The 18,026-nt window shown below is 44.1% G+C and carries 14 protein-coding genes and 4 pseudogenes; 11 read left to right on the top strand and 7 right to left on the bottom strand.

Features of this window, described 5'->3' with window-relative positions:
* Window positions 1-24: 24 nt before the first annotated feature.
* Window positions 25-1,690: pseudogene (locus tag ONZ52_RS25295) on the top strand (ABC transporter permease).
* Window positions 1,691-1,698: 8 nt separating this feature from the next.
* Window positions 1,699-2,772 (top strand): ABC transporter ATP-binding protein, encoded by a 1,074-nt coding sequence (locus ONZ52_RS06030; RefSeq protein WP_265217801.1) that lies wholly within the window; start codon window positions 1,699-1,701, stop codon window positions 2,770-2,772.
* Between the two features lie 44 nt (window positions 2,773-2,816).
* Here the strand turns inward: ONZ52_RS06030 and ONZ52_RS06025 are convergent, their stop codons facing one another.
* Window positions 2,817-3,683: an HDOD domain-containing protein gene (locus tag ONZ52_RS06025; protein ID WP_265217800.1), complete on the bottom strand. Its 867-nt coding sequence runs from the start codon at window positions 3,681-3,683 to the stop codon at window positions 2,817-2,819.
* Window positions 3,684-3,785: 102 nt separating this feature from the next.
* Between ONZ52_RS06025 and ONZ52_RS06020 the strand changes: the two are divergent.
* Window positions 3,786-4,980: pseudogene (locus ONZ52_RS06020) on the top strand (class I SAM-dependent rRNA methyltransferase).
* An 82-nt stretch (window positions 4,981-5,062) separates the two neighbouring features.
* Here the strand turns inward: ONZ52_RS06020 and ONZ52_RS06015 are convergent.
* Window positions 5,063-5,718, bottom strand: a pseudogene (locus ONZ52_RS06015) (histidinol-phosphatase).
* 145 nt (window positions 5,719-5,863) lie between these two features.
* Between ONZ52_RS06015 and ONZ52_RS06010 the strand changes: the two are divergent.
* From ONZ52_RS06010 to ONZ52_RS05995, 4 genes and pseudogenes are all read left to right on the top strand, one after another.
* Entirely contained in the window at window positions 5,864-6,367 is a 504-nt protein-coding gene (locus ONZ52_RS06010; RefSeq protein ID WP_111608164.1) for an RNA pyrophosphohydrolase, read from the top strand.
* A 32-nt stretch (window positions 6,368-6,399) separates the two neighbouring features.
* Window positions 6,400-8,692 (top strand): annotated as a pseudogene (ptsP, locus tag ONZ52_RS06005) (phosphoenolpyruvate--protein phosphotransferase).
* Window positions 8,693-8,719: 27 nt separating this feature from the next.
* On the top strand, window positions 8,720-9,517 hold the full coding sequence (lgt, locus tag ONZ52_RS06000) for a prolipoprotein diacylglyceryl transferase (RefSeq protein WP_265217799.1): 798 nt from the start codon (window positions 8,720-8,722) through the stop codon (window positions 9,515-9,517).
* Between the two features lie 152 nt (window positions 9,518-9,669).
* Window positions 9,670-10,182, top strand: a complete 513-nt coding sequence (locus tag ONZ52_RS05995; RefSeq protein ID WP_265217798.1) for a GNAT family N-acetyltransferase — start codon at window positions 9,670-9,672, stop codon at window positions 10,180-10,182.
* A 40-nt stretch (window positions 10,183-10,222) separates the two neighbouring features.
* Here ONZ52_RS05995 and ONZ52_RS05990 read toward each other — a convergent pair whose 3' ends face one another.
* Both ONZ52_RS05990 and ONZ52_RS05985 read right to left on the bottom strand, forming a co-directional pair.
* Entirely contained in the window at window positions 10,223-10,387 is a 165-nt protein-coding gene (locus ONZ52_RS05990) for a thymidylate synthase (RefSeq protein ID WP_265217797.1), read from the bottom strand.
* Complete coding sequence (locus ONZ52_RS05985; RefSeq protein ID WP_265217796.1) at window positions 10,380-11,075, bottom strand: thymidylate synthase; 696 nt, start codon at window positions 11,073-11,075, stop codon at window positions 10,380-10,382. The genes ONZ52_RS05990 and ONZ52_RS05985 overlap by 8 nt, the downstream gene beginning before the upstream one ends.
* Before the next feature lie 71 nt (window positions 11,076-11,146).
* Between ONZ52_RS05985 and folA the strand changes: the two genes are divergently transcribed.
* Both folA and ONZ52_RS05975 read left to right on the top strand, forming a co-directional pair.
* On the top strand, window positions 11,147-11,749 hold the full coding sequence (gene folA, locus ONZ52_RS05980; RefSeq protein WP_409418679.1) for a type 3 dihydrofolate reductase: 603 nt from the start codon (window positions 11,147-11,149) through the stop codon (window positions 11,747-11,749).
* Window positions 11,750-11,752: 3 nt separating this feature from the next.
* Window positions 11,753-12,178 carry a secondary thiamine-phosphate synthase enzyme YjbQ gene (locus ONZ52_RS05975; RefSeq protein WP_265217795.1) on the top strand — a complete coding sequence of 142 codons (426 nt, stop codon included), beginning with the start codon at window positions 11,753-11,755 and terminating at the stop codon, window positions 12,176-12,178.
* A gap of 76 nt (window positions 12,179-12,254) precedes the next feature.
* On the opposite strand, the gene ONZ52_RS05970 is transcribed toward ONZ52_RS05975, so the two are convergent.
* The 3 genes from ONZ52_RS05970 to ilvD all read right to left on the bottom strand — a co-directional run bounded on the left by ONZ52_RS05970 (window position 12,255) and on the right by ilvD (window position 16,426).
* Window positions 12,255-13,478 carry a sensor domain-containing diguanylate cyclase gene (locus ONZ52_RS05970; protein ID WP_265217794.1) on the bottom strand — a complete coding sequence of 408 codons (1,224 nt, stop codon included), beginning with the start codon at window positions 13,476-13,478 and terminating at the stop codon, window positions 12,255-12,257.
* Between the two features lie 21 nt (window positions 13,479-13,499).
* Complete coding sequence (locus tag ONZ52_RS05965) at window positions 13,500-14,342, bottom strand: 23S rRNA (adenine(2030)-N(6))-methyltransferase RlmJ (RefSeq protein ID WP_265217793.1); 843 nt, start codon at window positions 14,340-14,342, stop codon at window positions 13,500-13,502.
* Window positions 14,343-14,581: 239 nt separating this feature from the next.
* The gene (gene ilvD, locus ONZ52_RS05960) at window positions 14,582-16,426 is read right to left on the bottom strand and encodes a dihydroxy-acid dehydratase (RefSeq protein ID WP_265217792.1); all 1,845 of its coding nucleotides are present in this window, start codon (window positions 16,424-16,426) and stop codon (window positions 14,582-14,584) included.
* Window positions 16,427-16,578: 152 nt separating this feature from the next.
* Between ilvD and ONZ52_RS05955 the strand changes: the two genes are divergently transcribed.
* Complete coding sequence (locus ONZ52_RS05955; RefSeq protein WP_265217791.1) at window positions 16,579-16,851, top strand: hypothetical protein; 273 nt, start codon at window positions 16,579-16,581, stop codon at window positions 16,849-16,851.
* Entirely contained in the window at window positions 16,841-17,800 is a 960-nt protein-coding gene (locus ONZ52_RS05950) for an EAL and HDOD domain-containing protein (protein WP_265217790.1), read from the top strand. Before ONZ52_RS05955 ends, ONZ52_RS05950 begins: the two co-directional genes overlap by 11 nt.
* The last annotated feature ends 226 nt before the right edge of the window (window positions 17,801-18,026 follow it).

The following is an 18,026-nucleotide window of genomic DNA, read 5'->3' as shown; positions in this document are numbered from 1 at the left end:
TTTTTACTTGGTTTTTGATTTTTAATGGCAGATGTACCTCGCTCTAGTTCGGTAAGTAAACTCCAGTGGAATGGTTTAAAAATAGCGGCAATATTGATTGCCGCTATTTTAGCTTTGCCTATATTGGTTGTTTTGATCAACGTTGTAATTGCCGATGGTGAGGTCTGGGGCCATCTCTATCAGACCGTATTGGCTGAGTACATTTCGAATTCTCTTCTTTTGATGCTAGGCGTAGGTATAGGGGTTTTGGTTATTGGTATCCCTTGTGCTTGGTTGACTAGCATGTGTGATTTTCCTGGTCGCTCATTCCTATCCTGGGCTTTGCTTTTGCCTATGGCCATGCCTGCCTACATTATTGCCTATACCTATACTGGCGTATTGGATTTTGCTGGACCTGTGCAAACCTTTATTCGCGAGCTTACTGGTTGGCGCTATGGAGAATATTGGTTTTTCGAAATACGCTCTCTTGGTGGTGCGATAGTGATGCTAACTTTGGTGCTTTATCCATATGTGTATCTGATGAGCCGCGCTGCTTTTCTAGAGCAGTCGGAGAACACCTTAGAGGTTAGCCGTACTTTGGGTTATTCCGGTCGTCGGATGTTCTTCAGTTTGGCGCTGCCTCTTGCTCGTCCTGCCATTGTGACGGGTCTTACTTTGGCGTTAATGGAGACCTTGGCTGACTATGGAACCGTGCAATATTTTAGTGTGAATACTTTTACCACGGGCATTTTGCGGACTTTTTATGGATTTGGGGATGTCTCAGCGGCGTCTCAATTAGCGGGCGTTTTGCTGATGTTTGTGGCCATGTTAATTTTATTAGAGCGGTATTCTCGACACCGTATCCGCTATCACTCATCAGGTCTAAAAAAAGCCAGCAATCGGCGTATGGTATTAAAAGGTGGGATGGGCTTCAATAGCATGTTGTTTTTGTCTATTGCCCATTCTCGTTGGCTTTTTTATACCGGTGAGTGTTTTGGCATATTGGGCGATGTTTAAAGCGGAAAACCCCGGTGCAAACTTTATTCAGTTGGCATGGAACTCCTTTTATCTTGCGGCTATTGCCTCTTTAATTGTGGTCAGTTTGGCGTTGGTGTTGAGTTATGCCATACGCTTAAATCCGACTCGTAGTGTGACAGCATCGGTGGGTATTGCGGGGTTAGGTTATGCTCTACCAGGGACGATTATTGCGATTGGTACTATTGTGCCGTTGGCTTGGCTGGATCACAGATTGATTGATTTTGTTCGTCATTACACGGGGGATAGCGTCGGATTGATTTTTTCAGGTACGCTTGTCGCACTCTTATTTGCCTATACCGTCCGCTTTATGGCGGTGTCTTTAGGTGCCGTGCAAAACGGCCTTGGAAAAATTAAGCCCAGTATGGACATGGCGGGACGCTCACTTGGCATGTCATCTTTTAAGGTATTAAGTCGAATTCATATTCCATTGTTAAAAGGCTCTGTGCTGACGGCGATGCTGATTGTTTTTGTTGATGTATTGAAAGAGTTGCCAGCGACCTTGGTGCTACGGCCTTTTAATTTTAATACTTTGGCTGTTAGGGCCTTTGAATTGGCTTCTGATGAACGGCTTATTGATGCGGCTCCCGCTTCGTTGATGATAGTGCTGGTAGGCTTGGTGCCGGTTATCTTGTTGAGCCGCTCTATCGCCTCGCATATTGGTAGCTCAAAATAGGATTGTATATGACCTTGTTATCTTCTCATTCCATGTTAAAAGAACTGAAATTGACTAATGTTTCAGTGGGCTACGATGGTAACGCTGTCGTCAAAAATGCGTCTTTTCAGTTGATGGAAGGGCAAATTGGCTGCCTGCTCGGACCGAGTGGTTGTGGTAAGTCTACTTTGTTACGTGCAATTGCTGGCTTTGAGTCATTGATGATGGGAGAAATATGCGTCGACGATCAGGTGATATCCAGTCAAACTATTAGTGTTAATCCAGAGCACCGACACATTGGTATGGTGTTTCAAGATATTGCCTTGTTCCCTCATCTTACTATTGCACAAAATATTGCTTTTGGCTTGTCGGCTTGGCCGAAAGAGGTGGCTCAGCAACGGGTCATGTATTTACTCGATTTGGTTGGCTTAACAGGGTTTCACGCGCGTTATCCGCATTCACTTTCAGGTGGTCAGCAGCAGCGTGTTGCCCTAGCTCGCGCCATTGCGCCCAAGCCGAAACTACTACTGATGGATGAAGTGCCCTTTTCTGGCTTAGATGCTAAGTTAAGAGAAGAGTTGGTGCCGGATATACGGGCCATCTTACAACACGAAAAAATGAGTGCGCTTTTGGTTACTCATGATCAGATGGAAGCCTTCGCTATGGCTGATCAAGTTTCTGTTATGGATGCTGGTGTGATTCATCAAACAGGGTCTCCTTATCAAATTTATCATCGGCCTGAGACTCGATTTGTCGCCAGCTTTATAGGTCATGGTGATTTTTTGCCTGCGACGGTTTGTGGTCCCGATTGTGTACATTCTGATTTGGGCAATATTCGTGGCGAGTTGCATCATGGTTTTGCAGATCATGCTTTAGTGGACTTATTGGTTCGTCCCGATGATATTTTACATGATGACGATAGTGAATTTGTTGGTGTGATCGTCAGTAAGTGGTTTCGAGGTTCGCACTTTTTGTATCGCGTAAAGTTGTCTTCCGGAAAGGTGGTGTATTGTTTCGCGTCCTCTCATCATAACCATGCGGTGGGTCAAGAGATTGGTTTGAGTGTGCATTTAGATCATTTGGTTATGTTCCAGCGCCAATGAATAAAATGCCAATAGGCATTTTATTCAAGCGAGTAGCAATTAAGCTAAATGGTTCCAATGCCTTGTTCGTGGCAGACTTCGATCATTCCTTCAAATTCGTATTCGCTCAGCTCTAAATGGTCCAACGCGAGATGCCCAATATTTTTCCATTCATAGTCCTCTTCAGCATTGCCTATGTGTCGATAGGTGGATCCTATATGCTCCGCCATTTTTAGAATGGCAGCGAAGGTTAGACTGATGTTGTCTCCAGGTACTCGATTGGTAAATAAATAGTCGATACGATGGTGCTTCGCAATGACAGCACAACAGCTTTTGGGGATGCCCCAAGATTTCGCGAGATAATAGCCCACCACCGAATGATTGGTCTTAAATGCTTGGTTTTCAAAATCTGTTAATCTGAAATCCGGATCTTGATAGCCCTTTTCTAATATCTCCTTATAGTTATTAAAGCGCTTTAGCATGAGGGGAATGCCCGCGTTATGGAAAAGGCCTAGGGCATAGCATTCATTGTGATATTTAAATTTTAACTGGAGGGCTAAGCTTGAGCAAATCGCCGCTACGTCGGAAGCGGTATCCCAAAAACTGTGAAGGGATTTTATTGCGTCGTCTGACAGTTCACTTTTTACGGCTAGGCCATTGACTATATTGGTGATGCTATTTGTTCCCAGTATCATGACGGCTTGTTGAATTGATGTTATTTTTCTGGGTAAATTAAAAGCAGCGGAATTGACAAGTTTTAGTACGGCGGCGGAAAGGCCCACATCCTGCGAGATAATGTCTGATATACGTGCTATATCAGGATCCGGCATGGCTTGTTCCATGTGTAAGTCCACCATGATTTGTGGTTGTGGTGGTATGCTGATGCCTTGCAAAATAAGCTTGAGTTGATTTTCGTTTAATGTAGATGACATGGACACACTTCTTTAAGGCAAGTAACTTTACCGCTACGTAATTCGTAGCAATTGAATCTAGAGTCTTTATAATAGCGTTTTTTAATATACTGGGTGAAAATTTTGAGTGTTATTCGACTAAAAGGCCAAGCTGATCGCCGTCTAAGAGCTGGGCATCAATGGATTTACAGCAATGAGGTAGATACCGCTGCGACGCCATTAAAGCAATTTACTCCAGGGGATCAGGTTGTTGTCGAAACAGCACAAGGTAAACCTCTTGGTATTGCGACAATTAATCCTAATACATTGATCTGTGGTCGTTTAATGAGCCGCAGCACGGATACTTTTTTAAATAAATCGACTTTGGTTCATCGTATAAAGATAGCGTTATCTTTGCGAGAACTTACCTATGCTGCGCCTTATTATCGCCTTGTGTTTGGTGATTCGGATGGTTTGTCTGGCTTAGTCGTGGATCGTTTTGCCGATATTTTAGTGGTACAAATATCCACAGCAGGCATGGAGCGTGTGAAAGACGAGATAGTTGAAGCACTACAAGATGTCGTGAAACCATCGGCTATTTTGATGAAAAATGACGGCAAGATGCGTCAGATTGAAGGTCTTGAAACCTATGTGGAAGAAGCGTTTGGTACCGTTCCGGAATTGGTTTTCTTGCAAGAGAACGGTGTGTTATTCCAAGCGCCTGTTTGGGATGGCCAAAAAACTGGTTGGTTCTATGATCATCGTGAAAACCGCAAAACCATGCAAGGTTTTTGTGATGGTAAACGGGTGTTAGATGTTTTCTCCTACATTGGGGGCTGGGGGGTTCAAGCAGCGTCCGCAGGGGCGACCGACGTGACTTTCATTGATGCGTCTGAAAGTGCTTTGAGTCATGTTGATGAAAACCTGAAGTTGAACCAATACGAAGGCGTTTCTAACTTGATGCACGGGGATGCTTTTGAAGCCATGCAGTCTTTGATCGAAGACAAAGAGCGTTTTGATGTGGTTGTTATGGATCCGCCTGCCTTCATTGCTCGTCGTAAAGACATTAAAGCAGGTGAAGGGGCTTATCACCGAGCAAACCAGTTAGCGATGCGTTTGGTTGCAAAAGGGGGTTTTGGTTTCAGGTTCTTGCTCTATGCATTTAGAGACAGGGCGTTTGCACGATATTATTCGCAGTAACAGTCGTCAACTAGAGCGTTTTTCGCAATTAATATACCGTGGAACGCAAGCACCAGATCATCCGGTGCATCCAGCGATTGAAGAAACGGAATATCTAAAAGCCTTGTTTTATCGTATTCATAACAACATGGGTCTGTAAGCTTGTATTGTGAGTGCGGTTGATTGCAAAAAAAGCGCTGCCAGATTCGCTCTGGCAGCGCTTTTTTTGAGTGTCTGGCCAGTTAATCTCGTAAAGATATGTGCGGCCAACCACGTTCTTGTGCAATGTTTGTTAGGGTTTCATCCGCATCCACTGCAACTGGATGGGCTACTAGCTCTAATAAAGGTAAATCATTACGAGAGTCGCTATAAAAATAGCTGCCCTCCATACTATGGCCTGTTTCGGCTAGCCAATCATTTAAGCGTGTTACTTTACCCGCTTGGAAGCTTGGGATTCCCACAACCTTACCCGTGTAGTGGTCGTTAACGATTTCAGGCACGGGCGCGATAATATGATCCATGCCCAAGGCTTCGCCAATGGGTCCTGTGACGAACTGATTGGTCGCGGTGATCATTAATAAAAAGTGGCCTTGGTCTTTATGATGCTTTAATAGCTCGCTGGCTTTTTCTGCATCATGGGTTGGATTTTTTCCTGCATAAAGGTTTGGTGAAGTGTTGCTAGTTCGGCTTTGGAGAATTGGGTGAGTGGCGCCAAGCTGAAAGCGAGATATTCATAAATGTCTAAGGTGCCAGATTGGTACTGTTTGAAGAACTTGTCGTTGGCTTCTTTATACACTTGCGTATCGACTAAGCCTTTTTCTACAAGAAATTGTCCCCAAGTGTAATCACTGTCACCGTTTAATAAGGTGCCATCTAAGTCAAATATTGCGAGTGTCACAGTTTTCCCTCAATTCTTTTAAAATCTTCTAAAGTGCGCAAAGTATAGCCTTGCAGACAATAAATAACAGCAGTCTTAATTGTGCGAATGGGCGAATTATGGAACAATGAATCCAATTTATTCTTACATTAGAAGGTGATGGCTCGTGATTGATGCAGACGGATACAGACCGAATGTGGGCATCATACTGATGAACGAGCGTGGCCAGCTTCTTTGGGCGAGACGTGTTGGGCAGAATGCTTGGCAGTTTCCTCAAGGAGGCATAAAACCTGACGAGACACCTGAAGAAGCGTTATATCGAGAGTTAAAAGAGGAAGTGGGTTTAGACCCGCATCAGGTGGAGATTATTGGTAAAACAAGAGGTTGGCTGCGTTATCGTCTTCCTAAACGCATGCTAAGACACAATAGTAAGCCTTTATGTATCGGACAGAAACAGAAGTGGTTTCTTCTGTCTATTCGCTGTCCTGATGCTTCTGTGTGCGTGGATGGAACAGAAAGTCCAGAATTTGATGGTTGGCGTTGGGTCAGTTATTGGTATCCACTCGGCCAAGTTGTAGCGTTTAAAAAAGATGTTTACCGGCGAGCTTTAAAAGAGCTTATTCCTAGCGCACACCGTCGACTAGAAAAAGTGGTAAACTCAACAGCTTAATGTTGACGGATATGTAGAGCGATGGGAGAGTTATGCTAAGTTTGCTGAGGCGTATTACACAAGAGGTGACTGCCGCGCAGTCTTTGTCTGCCGCATTGGATATTATTGTCCGACGTGTCCGTCGTGCCATGCGTGCAGAAGTTTGTTCTATTTATTTGGTGGACACTAATACCTCAGATTATGTCTTGATGGCCACTCGTGGTTTGAACGCTGATGTCGCTGGCAGTGTTAGTTTAAAGGCTGATGAAGGGCTTGTAAGTTTGGTGGGGCGAAGAGCTGGAGCTCGTTAACCTTGAAGATGCACACATACACCCATCTTTTCATTACTTAAAAGGTACTGGTGAAGAGCGTTATCGCTCTTTCTTGGGTGTGCCGATTATTCATCATCGTCAAGTGCTAGGTGTGCTGGTGGTACAGCATGAAGACAAGCGTCGCTTTGATGAAGGTGAAGAAGCTTTTCTGATTACCTTATCTGCTCAGTTGGCAGGCGTTATTGCTCACGCGGAAGCCACTGGGGCAATCACTAATCTAAACGCCAACGCCGTCCCAAACGGGTCTGATTTTCGTTACAAAGGGGTGCCAGGCAGTTCTGGTGTCGCGATTGGTCGTGGTGTCGTGGTGTTTCCGCCTGCCGATCTTGATGTTATTCCTGATCGCCATACCACAGATTTTGATCAAGAAATTCACGATTTTTATCAGGCACTTGATGCCGTTAGAAACGATATTCGTCGAGCAAGCAACCGCATTAGCCAACATCTTTCTGAAGATGAAAAAGCGTTGTTTGATGTATATCTTAAGATTCTAGATGATAACTCTATTGCTGGTGAAATCGTTCGGAAAATCAAAGAAGGCAATTGGGATTTCAGGGGGCATTAAGACAAGTTATTCAGGCGCATATTAGCCAGTTTAACCGTATGGATGATCCCTATTTACGCGAGCGAGCATCAGATCTTCGTGATCTTGGGCGTCGAATCTTATCTCATTTACAAGAGAAAGCACCAAACATTGCGGAACGCTTTAGTGAGCCATCGATTATTGTTGGTGAAGAATTAACTGCCTCCATGTTGGGGGAGATTCCCATTGATAAGATCAAGGGACTCGTTTCAGTCATGGGATCAGGTAATTCTCACGTGGCGATTTTAGCCAGAGCCATGGGGATACCAACTGTTATGGGTGCGTTGGATCTTCCTTATGCGCAGCTCGATAAGGTTAATCTGATTGTTGATGGTTATTTAGGAAAAATTTTCACCTACCCATCTGAAGCGTTGATTGAAAACTATCAGCAAATTGTTGATGAAGAGCGCCTGTTAGAAGAAGAATATGAAACTCTCAGGGATCTTCCCTGCGAAACGTTAGATAATCATCGCTTGTCTTTATTTGTGAATACTGGCCTATCGGCTGATATTGCTCGATCGCTGGATCGCGGTGCTGAGGGAATTGGTTTGTATCGAACAGAAGTACCTTTTATGGTGCGAGATCGTTTCCCGACCGAAGCAGAGCAAGTGGTTATTTATCGTCAGCAACTTGAAGGCTTCGCACCTGCACCAGTGACTGTGCGTACCTTGGACATAGGTGGTGATAAAGCGCTGCCGTATTTTCCAATCAATGAAGCGAACCCGTTTTTGGGGTGGCGTGGTATTCGGGTGACCTTGGATCATTTGGAAATTTTCATGGCGCAAATTCGTGCCATGATCAAAGCCAGTGCTGGTTTGCATAACCTGAAAATTATGCTGCCAATGATATCGAATGTAGCCGAAGTGGAGGAGGCGCTTGCGCTGATTCGTCGCGGTTATGCAGAGGTCAAAGAAGAAGGTTATGACGTGAAAATGCCCCAAGTTGGCGTCATGATTGAGATTCCTGCTGCGGTTTATCAGGTCAAAGAGTTAGCAGAGTTGGTGGATTTCTTGTCCGTGGGAAGCAATGATCTGACCCAGTATTTGTTAGCTGTAGATCGAAATAATCCCCGTGTTGCGGATTTATATAATTCCTTTCACCCTTCGGTTCTGCGTGCGCTGTACAGTATTGTTGACCAAGTCAAAGACGAAGGAGTGGGGTTAAGTGTGTGTGGTGAAATGGCGGGTGATCCAATGGGCGCTATTCTGTTAATGGCTATGGGCTATGATGTGTTGTCCATGAAACTCGACGAGTTTACCAAAAGTGAAAGCGGTGATTCGTAATATTACCTTAGCACAAGCTCAGTACATGTTAAGCGAAGTGATGAAACTGTCTCATGCTGAAGCCGTCACGCAAACCATGACGCGATTAATGCGTGAAGCCAATATTGAGCGATTGATTCGACCATCTAAAACCACCAACGTGGCTTAATACCGACCAGAGGCGTTCTTTTTTATTATGATTTCTTACCCTGATATAGATCCTATAGCTGTCTCCATCGGGCCAGTTGCTGTGCACTGGTATGGCATTATGTACTTGATAGGCTTTGCTGGCGCTTATTTAGGAGGGATGTACCGTGCCAAACGTTCTAACGGACTTTGGACACCAGAAATGGTCAGTGATGCGATTTTCTATGGTGCGCTTGGTGTGATTTTAGGTGGTCGAATTGGCTATATTTTGTTTTACCAGTTTCCTGCCTTTGTTGAAGACCCGCTGATTATTGTGCGTATTTGGGAAGGTGGCATGTCTTTCCATGGTGGTTTGTTGGGTGTGATCGCCGCTATGTTTTTCTTTTCACGTCGTTACAAAAAACATCTTGTTGATGTAACAGACTTTTTATCACCGTTTGTGCCGATTGGTTTAGGTGCCGGACGGTTAGGGAACTTTATTGGCGGCGAACTGTGGGGTAAGCCAACAGACGTATCTTGGGCGATGATTTTTCCAAATGACCCGTTGCAGCTTGCTCGTCATCCGTCTCAGCTTTACCAATTTGCTCTGGAAGGTGTGGTGTTATTTTGCATCTTGTGGTTCTTCTCGCAAAAAAACAAACCTCGTTACTGTGTTTCTGGCATGTTTCTACTTTTCTATGGAATTTTCCGAATTTTAGTCGAATTTGTCCGTGAGCCAGATGCACAAATTGGTTATCTTGCTTTTGGTTGGGTAACGCAAGGACAAATATTGTCGCTTCCTATGGTTTTTGTTGGCGCAGGATTGATTATTGCAGGCTTTAAATTGAAGGCATTTCCTAAAAATTAGAATGATTCAGTATTAAATTTCGATAAAACCAGCCACCGCAGCTGGTTTTTTATTTTGGGGGTATGATTATTTGTTCTCTCTATACAAATTAATGACTGTGATGTTGACCACGTTTTGGGCATTGGGAGAACTGAAGTTTATAAAGGAGCTTAATGCCGATGGAGCTGCGTTTATTATCTCGGTCTGATTCTCGACCTTTACTGCTTTTTGAAACAGAAAACAGAGCTTGGTTTGAATTGCATATCAATCCACGGGAAGCTGGTTTTTACAGTGATGAAGGTGTAAAAAAGCATATCGAAGAATGTCTTTCTCAACATCAAAGAAAAGCCATGCTGCCGATGATCATTATTGATGACAGTGGAGAGATCATTGGCCGCATCAATTTAACCGATATTAATTTGGTGTTGAGCGAGGCTTATTTAGGTTATCGGATAGGTGAAAAATTTGCCGGACTTGGCATTGCCAAGCGTGCTGTTGAAAAAATAATTCAACTGGCTAAAGTACTGCATTTACAAAAGCTTATTGCTTTTGCTTCTGTTGATAACATTGCCTCGCAGAAAGTGCTGATACACAACGGATTTGTAGACGTGAAGCAGCATGTAAATTTTGCTGAAGTGCAGGGCAAAAACATTAATTGTATTGAATACCATTATCGGATTTTTTGAAAACGGCGAACCAATGATGGTTCGCCTTTTTTTAAGGTGTTTAAACCGAGAAAGGGTAGGCGATAGGTTCGTGAAATTGGTAGCCTTCGACTTCGAAATCATCCATGGTTACCCAGGTTTCTATGTCTTTTAAAGAATTGATGTCTGGATTGATTTTTAGCGTTGGCAACGGGTAGGGTTCACGTTTTAGTTGTACATCACGCATGAGTCTCTAGTTGGTCTTCATAGATGTGAGCATTCACTATCTTATGGAAGGCTTTGCCCGGTTTTTTGCCAGTGATTTGCGCAACGATAGCAAGCAATACATACACTTGAACCATGTTGAAGTTTAGGCCAAGTGGCACATCGCAGCTGCGTTGGGTGCTGTTTAAATAAAGCGTATCACCAAGCAATGAAAAGTGATGGCTGTACATACAAGGGCGTAGACAAGCCATGTGAAACGCGCCAGGGTGATAAAAAGTGAGGATTTCCCCACGGTTATCCACACCACGGCTTAGATCATCGATAATTTGCTTCAATAGGTCGATATGACCGCCGTCTGGTTTTGGGAAGTGGCGGCCAATGGCGCCGTAACACAACCCCATGTCGTCTTCGCCTTTACGGTAAGGGTTGTTTAGCCACACTTCGTTTTCATTGGCATTGGCATCCCATGTCTTGGTGCCCAACGCACGAAAATCCGCCGCGTTATCATAGCCTCTCAAATAGCCGATGATTTCAGCAATGGCTGACTTCCAATAACTTTTTCGGGTCGTCACAAGCGGAAATTCGCCTTTGCTAACATCGTAAGTTAGGTCGGCATTAATTACGGTTAGGCAACGTTTGCCGGTACGCTCGTTGTTGACCCATTCACCTTCGTTGACTATTCGTTGGCAAAGATCTAGATACTGTTTCATAAAAAAGCCTTGTCAGTTTTAACCTCGACGAATATTGGTAATGCAGGTTAAGAAATGCAATCTGGATCGTCATGGGTATAATAAATGCCATTGATTATATCAGAAGCCTTTGCTCTTGGATTGCTAGAGTAAAGAAGAGCCAAGATTTTTACGCAGGTTATTGTATGTTGTCACTTATTGTTGCTATGTCTACCAACCGAACGATCGGTATTAATAACGCCTTGCCTTGGCATTTGCCAAATGATCTTAAATACTTCAAACAGGCCACCATGGGCAAACCCATTGTGATGGGGCGTAAGACTTTTGAATCGATTGGAAAGCCACTACCAGGCCGTCGCAATATTGTCATTAGTCGAGACCCTGCTTATCAAGCAGAAGGCATTGACGTAGTCACGACGCTGGAAGACGCGATTTCTCTTGGTGAAGATATTTGCTTGGTGAATGGTCAAGAAGAGGTCATGGTGATCGGTGGTGCGCAAATTTATCAACTGGCGCTTGAGCGTGCGGATCGTCTGTACATTACTCATGTGGATGCGGAAGTGGAAGGTGATGCGTTTTTTCCTGAGGTTGATTGGCCGTCTTTTACTCTAATTGGAGAAGAGTCCTTCGCCGCGGAAGGGCCAAATCCCTATGACTATCGTTTTTCGGTTTATCAAAGAACCAGTGCGGAATAAGTTATGTGGCAGCAAGTTGAAGTTGAGTTGCCTGCGGTGCGTCGAGGCTTTCATCTGATCACAGATCAAGTGGAAGCGGCGTTATCGACATTGCAGCCTGTGTCGATAGGTTTGTTGCATATTCAATTACTACATACCTCCGCATCGCTGACGATCAATGAAAACGCCGATCCATCCGTCCGTCGAGACATGGAACGACATTTTTCTCATATGGTGCCAGAAGATCAGCCCTATTATGAGCACATTTATGAAGGCAGTGATGACATGCCGGCTCATATCAAAGCCAGTATGTTAGGATCGTCTCTGATCATTCCCATTCGGAATAAAAGCTTGTGTTTAGGTGTTTGGCAAGGGGTGTATCTAGGTGAGCATCGAGATCATGGTGGCACTAGGCGAATAGTGCTGACGTTACAAGGGGAGCGTGGCTAGTTGACTTTTAGGTGGTTATTGCAGGCTAAAAGACACCAATTTCAATGACAAAACAGTGTCTTTTAGCTCAGCAGTTTTAGTTAACCATAATTTGCTTACAAGTTGCTTGGCCGTTTTCAACCGCTTGGTTGGCGCTTAGAGCCAGCTCCTCTATGGTTTCACCATCTTCTGGGAAAGCGGCGATGCCGATGCAGAAATCCATTGGATCGGAGTTGCCTTCGAATAAAATAGATTTTTCGTCTTCCGAAGGGGTGATGAGGTGTTTTAACAAAGTCTTTGCATCTTTCACGCTAGTATTGGGCAGTAATAGCAGAAGCTTATCTGGCTCCACTCGTGCTAATACATCCGCTTCGCGGATCTTTTTGTAGATGTAACGGGCGGATGTTTGGATGGCGATGTTGCGCGCTTCCATGGGTAACTTACTTAGGCGCTCATTGGCATCCAAGTTGATTTTCGCCATGGTTAATGGTGTATATTGGCGTTTTGCCAAACCGAGTTGCTTTTTAAAATGCGTTAGCGCCGCGCCTCGGGTTAGCAAACCTGTTAGTTCATCAAAGGTTGCTTGATTGCGTAAATGCTCTTCTAATGCTTTTTGGTGGCTGATATCGACCATAAAGCCAATGATCTTCTTGATACTGCCATCAGGTCCTTTTGTATAGCTGCGGCCACGTTCTTTTACCCACAGGTAGCGCTGATCTCCTGTTAAGATACGATATTCCACTTCGTAATAGTCTTGGTTTAAAGCAACATGTTCATTAACAACAGTGGCTAATTTTTTGACGTCGTCAGGATGAACAATGTTATGCCATTCAACCGTTGAACGTGGCGTTTTATCTTGAGGATAGTTTAACAGTGTTGCGATGGATTTTGAGCAAGAGACTAAATCAGACTCTGTCTCCCATATCCATAATCCAGCAGATGATTCTGTTAGGGCAAACTTGAGTAGGGTGTTTTCGGCAGCAGAAAGGTCCATGTGGTCTGTGTCATAAACACACGCTAATACAGATTCACCAAGGTGTCGCATTTCAAGCTGCATATTAATGAGCTTGTCACCAACACGAATCAAGCTTTCGCAGCGTTCAATGCTGCCGTTTTGGATTTTTTTATTCAGTGTGAGCCAGTCATCTGGCGAGACGGCGTCTTCACAAAGGGATTCCCATGTGCTCGAAGGCGTCGCATTAAAGTTTTCAAACAATATTTCAAAATTGCGATTGTACGACATAAGCTTGCCCGTCGCGCTTTCTATGATAAAAGCAGGCGTTGGCATGTATTTAAACGCGAGTTCGAAAGGGGTGTTCATGACACGCTCCTCTAAAGGTGATCATTCTGGGGTGATCCAAGTAACTTGGTAGCCCGCCTCATTATCTTCTGCTAATAATTTGCTTAAAACAGGTAAGAATTCTCTGGCATCTTTTTCTAGTGTCCATGGTGGATTAACGATTATCATACCGCTTCCAGCCATGCCGCGCTCTTGTTCTGTGTTTCTAATGCAAAGTTCCAGTAAAAGAACATTGCGAATATTGGTCGATTTTACCGATTTTAAAAGATCGTCCGCTTGCTTACGGTTTAATACAGGATACCAAATCGCATACGTTCCCTGAGGAAAACGCTTGTAACCGTCTTCTAATGCTTGAACCACATATTGATAATCTTTTTTTACTTCATAGGGCGGGTCCATTAGCACAAAGCCGCGCTTTTGCGGAGGTGGTAGCATGGCTTTAACGGCGGCGAAGCCATTGTCTTTAACTACGTTGGCTTTGCGTTTATTAGGAAAAAGAGCAGCCAAAATTGGGTAGTCGTTTGGATGCAGCTCACATAAGTGCAGTTTGTCTTTTGTGCGAACATAATAATCGACAATTTTAGGGCTACCAGGGTAAAACTCCAACGTATCTGTTGGGTTCATGTCTTTAACAATGTCTAAGAGTCTTTCCAGTGGTTCTGGAAGATTATTTTCTGTTAATAGTCGTGCGATACCTGAGTGGAATTCTTTGTTCTTTTGTGCTTGTTCAGATTTTAGTGAGTATTGACCAATGCCAGCGTGTGTATCCAAATAGAAAAAGGGCGCGTCTTTTTTTATAAAATGGCGACATATTTGACTGACTGTCAAATGTTTTAAAATATCAGCGTGGTTGCCTGCATGATAAATATGGCGGTAGCTGAGCATTGTTTTTCCTGTGATGAATTATTAAATTAAGACTTTTGCACGACTACTGCGCTTGCCAATACTTTGTTAAAAATAGACTCAAAATGCTCATTTATAACCCATAAACTCCGCTTTTTCGCCTATTTTTGCCTCGTCTTGGCTTCGCTCGTGACTTCGTGCAAAGGTCTCAAGTTGTTTATGAAAAAGGCCGCAACGCCTAGATTTGGCAAAGCGGCCTTTGGCATGTTGCTGTTTAGATATTAGTCGATTTGACTAATATCACGTACGGCCCCTTTGTCTGCGCTGGTGGCAAAGTGTGCGTACACTTTTAATGCTGGAGAGACTTTACGTGGGCGTTCTTCAACAGGTTTCCAGCCATCAGATCCTTTGGCGTTCATGGCATCACGACGGGCTTGTAGCTCTTCATCGCTGAGCAAAACGTTGATCGTACGATTCGGAATGTCGATACGAATGATATCGCCGTGCTGCACCAAACCAATCGCACCACCCGCGGCCGCTTCTGGTGAAACGTGGCCGATAGACAAGCCAGATGTGCCTCCAGAAAAACGACCATCGGTTAGCAAGGCACAGGCTTTACCTAGACCTTTTGATTTTATGTAAGACGTTGGGTAGAGCATTTCTTGCATGCCTGGTCCGCCTTTTGGTCCTTCATAGCGCACGATAACCACTTCACCCGCTTTTACTTTATCATCAAGAATGTTTTTAACGGCTTCATCTTGAGATTCTGTAATGTGGGCAGGGCCTTCAAATACTAGGCAGGATTCGTCTACACCAGCGCTTTTAACTACACAACCGTCAACCGCGATATTGCCGTAAAGCACCGCTAAGCCGCCTTCAAGAGAGAAAGCGTTTTCGATAGAGCGGAAGCAGCCGTCTTTACGATCGCCATCGAGAGAAGGCCAGCGCGTTGATTGGCTAAATGCCGTTTGTGTTGGAATTCCAGCAGGGCCTGCTTTGTAGAATTCGATCACTTCAGGCGTTGGTGAGCGCATGATGTCCCAAGTCTCAAGTGCTTCTTTCATTGTCTTAGAATGCACTGTATGACATTGATTGTGTAGTAGACCCGCACGATCCAGTTCGCCCAATAAACCAAAAATACCACCAGCGCGATGGACGTCCTCAATGTGATACTTAGGTGAGTTTGGTGCCACTTTGCATAATTGCGGTACACGACGAGACAGGCGGTCGATATCTTTCATCGTGAAATCTACGCCTGCTTCATGGGCAATGGCCAACAGGTGAAGAATCGTATTGGTCGATCCGCCCATAGCGATGTCTAAGGTCATGGCGTTTTCGAAGGCTTCAAAGTTTGCGATAGAACGCGGTGCCCAGTTGGTTTCATCGTTTTCATAGAAACGTTTGGTGATGTCGACAATACGACGTCCAGCCTCGAGGAATAATCTATGACGGTCAGAATGTGTTGCCAAGGTTGTGCCGTTGCCCGGTAAACTTAGACCAAGCGCTTCGGTTAGGCAGTTCATTGAGTTCGCGGTAAACATACCAGAGCAAGAACCACAGGTTGGACACGCTGAGCGTTCGTATTCGGCTACTTTCTCGTCAGATGCGGTAGGATCAGCCGCAATAACCATAGCATCCACTAGATCCAATTTATGTTCTGATAGTTTGGTCTTCCCAGCTTCCATTGGGCCACCAGAGACGAAAATCACTGGAATATTGAGACGCATTGCTGCCATCAGCATCCCTGGTGTGATTTTGTCGCAATTTGAAATGCAAACTAGCGCGTCAGCACAATGAGCATTAACCATGTACTCAACAGAGTCAGCAATAAGATCGCGTGAAGGAAGGCTATAAAGCATGCCATCATGGCCCATTGCGATACCATCGTCGACAGCGATGGTGTTAAATTCTTTTGCCACACCGCCGGCTTCTTCAATTTCACGGCAAACAAGTTGTCCAAGATCTTTAAGGTGTACGTGACCTGGTACAAATTGCGTGAATGAGTTGGCTACCGCTATGATGGGTTTTTGAAAGTCATCGTCTTTCATTCCGGTGGCACGCCATAGGGCGCGAGCTCCAGCCATATTGCGGCCTGAGGTGGTCGTTTTGGAACGGTATATTGGCATTATTTTCCCCACAGATTTTTTGCTTTATATAATTGCCCAGATTTAATGAGACCATGTTACCAAGATTATTGCTTATGCCCAATGGCAATTTTTAGGCAATATTGAGACACTGTATCAATCAGTACTAATACTTTTATTGAAACGGAAATGCTATGGCCGAAAATCTACTATCAGCCCACTCTAATGTTGCATTGGCAAGGCAGCCAATCGTAGACAGTCGACTTGCTGTGATGGGCTATGAGTTGCTGTATCGCAAAAATGCTGTCGCGGCACAGGCCGATGTGATTGATGATGTTGGAGCAACGGCTCAGGTGATGGCTACCAGCCTTTTTGAGCTGGGTATGGAAAATCTTGTTGGTACCAGTAAGGCGTTTATTAATTTTCCTCGAGCCTACTTGTTGAGTTCACAGTGGCATGCCTATTAATAAAGAAAACATTGTCATTGAGGTGCAAGAGAACGCTGGCTTCGACGCGGTGCTCTTGTCTTCTTTACGTCGTTGGGTGCAAGCTGGCTGTTCTATCGCATTAGACGACTTTCATTTTCATAGCAAATTTACCCCCTTTCTTGAGCTTGCGGACTATATTAAGCTCGATGTACAGGCATTAGGGAAGGATGACTTTCATAAGCAAATTGAAGCGTTGAGAGGATTTGATGTCAATATTATTGCTGAGAAGGTCGAGACATGGGAAGACTATCAATTTTGCCGTTTGTTAGGTATTGAGTATTTTCAAGGGTATTTTTTTGAAAAACCTGAGCTGATTGTTAGTAAAACGTCCAAAGTGAACAGCATGACTCTGTTACAACTGATGTCATCGCTGTTAAACGCATCTACCTTGAGTGTGGATGAGTTAGAAAGAATCGTCAGTCAGGACGCAGGGCTGGTACATAAGCTGTTGCGCTATTTAAATTCTCCTGTAACCGGATTGGTTGCGTCTGTTGACTCTGTGCGTTTGGCGATTATGTTGATTGGTGTGGAAAAGCTGAAATCGCTGACAAATTTATTATTAATGTCAGAGATGGTGGGGGATAGACATGTCTTATTGGAGCAAATTATGATTCGTGCTAAGCACGCTGAATTGTTCGCTCAGAGTCGAGGTTATAACAATCAGGATAAATACTTCTTGGCGGGAATGCTGTCTATGATTGATGTTTGCACTGGTATGCAATTAGACGAAGTATTAGGTGAGCTGCCTTTGCCTAGCGAATTTATTAATGCCATTGTCCACCGATCAGGGAGAGTAGGTAACGCGCTTGATCTGGTTGAGCATTATGGTAATGGTCATACCATTAAAAACCCTCAAGACTTAGACGATTTGAAGAAGACCTATTTGGATGCAATTAAGTGGACTGATGAGTTTCTTGTCGCGGTATGATGAGGAAGAATTTCAATTAGCTTGTGTGGTTTGTAGTCCTTTTCTTACATGCCTGTAGGCTTTTCCCGTTTATTGTGTGGCTAAATATGATTTTTCTTTGTAGTTATTTTTTATCTTATTGATATATAGAGATTAAATTCAATGTTAGACGTTTTTTTTGAAGTTGATAAAACTTTTTAAACTGATAAATTGTTGTTCATCCAAGTGGAATTCACGGATGAAAAGC

It is taken from the genome of Marinomonas rhodophyticola, from assembly GCF_026113935.1.
Lineage (GTDB): Bacteria > Pseudomonadota > Gammaproteobacteria > Pseudomonadales > Marinomonadaceae > Marinomonas > Marinomonas rhodophyticola.
This window is presented reverse-complemented; position numbering and strand designations above follow the sequence as displayed.

Coding starts and splice junctions, on each gene's coding strand:
- ONZ52_RS06030 (WP_265217801.1), top strand. CDS start 1,699: ATGACCTTGTTATCTTCTCATTCCATGTTAAAAGAACTGAAATTGACT.
- ONZ52_RS06025 (WP_265217800.1), bottom strand. CDS start 3,683: ATGTCATCTACATTAAACGAAAATCAACTCAAGCTTATTTTGCAAGGC.
- lgt (WP_265217799.1), top strand. CDS start 8,720: ATGATTTCTTACCCTGATATAGATCCTATAGCTGTCTCCATCGGGCCA.
- ONZ52_RS05995 (WP_265217798.1), top strand. CDS start 9,670: ATGCCGATGGAGCTGCGTTTATTATCTCGGTCTGATTCTCGACCTTTA.
- ONZ52_RS05990 (WP_265217797.1), bottom strand. CDS start 10,387: ATGCGTGATGTACAACTAAAACGTGAACCCTACCCGTTGCCAACGCTA.
- ONZ52_RS05985 (WP_265217796.1), bottom strand. CDS start 11,075: ATGAAACAGTATCTAGATCTTTGCCAACGAATAGTCAACGAAGGTGAA.
- folA (WP_409418679.1), top strand. CDS start 11,147: ATGGGTATAATAAATGCCATTGATTATATCAGAAGCCTTTGCTCTTGG.
- ONZ52_RS05975 (WP_265217795.1), top strand. CDS start 11,753: ATGTGGCAGCAAGTTGAAGTTGAGTTGCCTGCGGTGCGTCGAGGCTTT.
- ONZ52_RS05970 (WP_265217794.1), bottom strand. CDS start 13,478: ATGAACACCCCTTTCGAACTCGCGTTTAAATACATGCCAACGCCTGCT.
- ONZ52_RS05965 (WP_265217793.1), bottom strand. CDS start 14,342: ATGCTCAGCTACCGCCATATTTATCATGCAGGCAACCACGCTGATATT.
- ilvD (WP_265217792.1), bottom strand. CDS start 16,426: ATGCCAATATACCGTTCCAAAACGACCACCTCAGGCCGCAATATGGCT.
- ONZ52_RS05955 (WP_265217791.1), top strand. CDS start 16,579: ATGGCCGAAAATCTACTATCAGCCCACTCTAATGTTGCATTGGCAAGG.
- ONZ52_RS05950 (WP_265217790.1), top strand. CDS start 16,841: ATGCCTATTAATAAAGAAAACATTGTCATTGAGGTGCAAGAGAACGCT.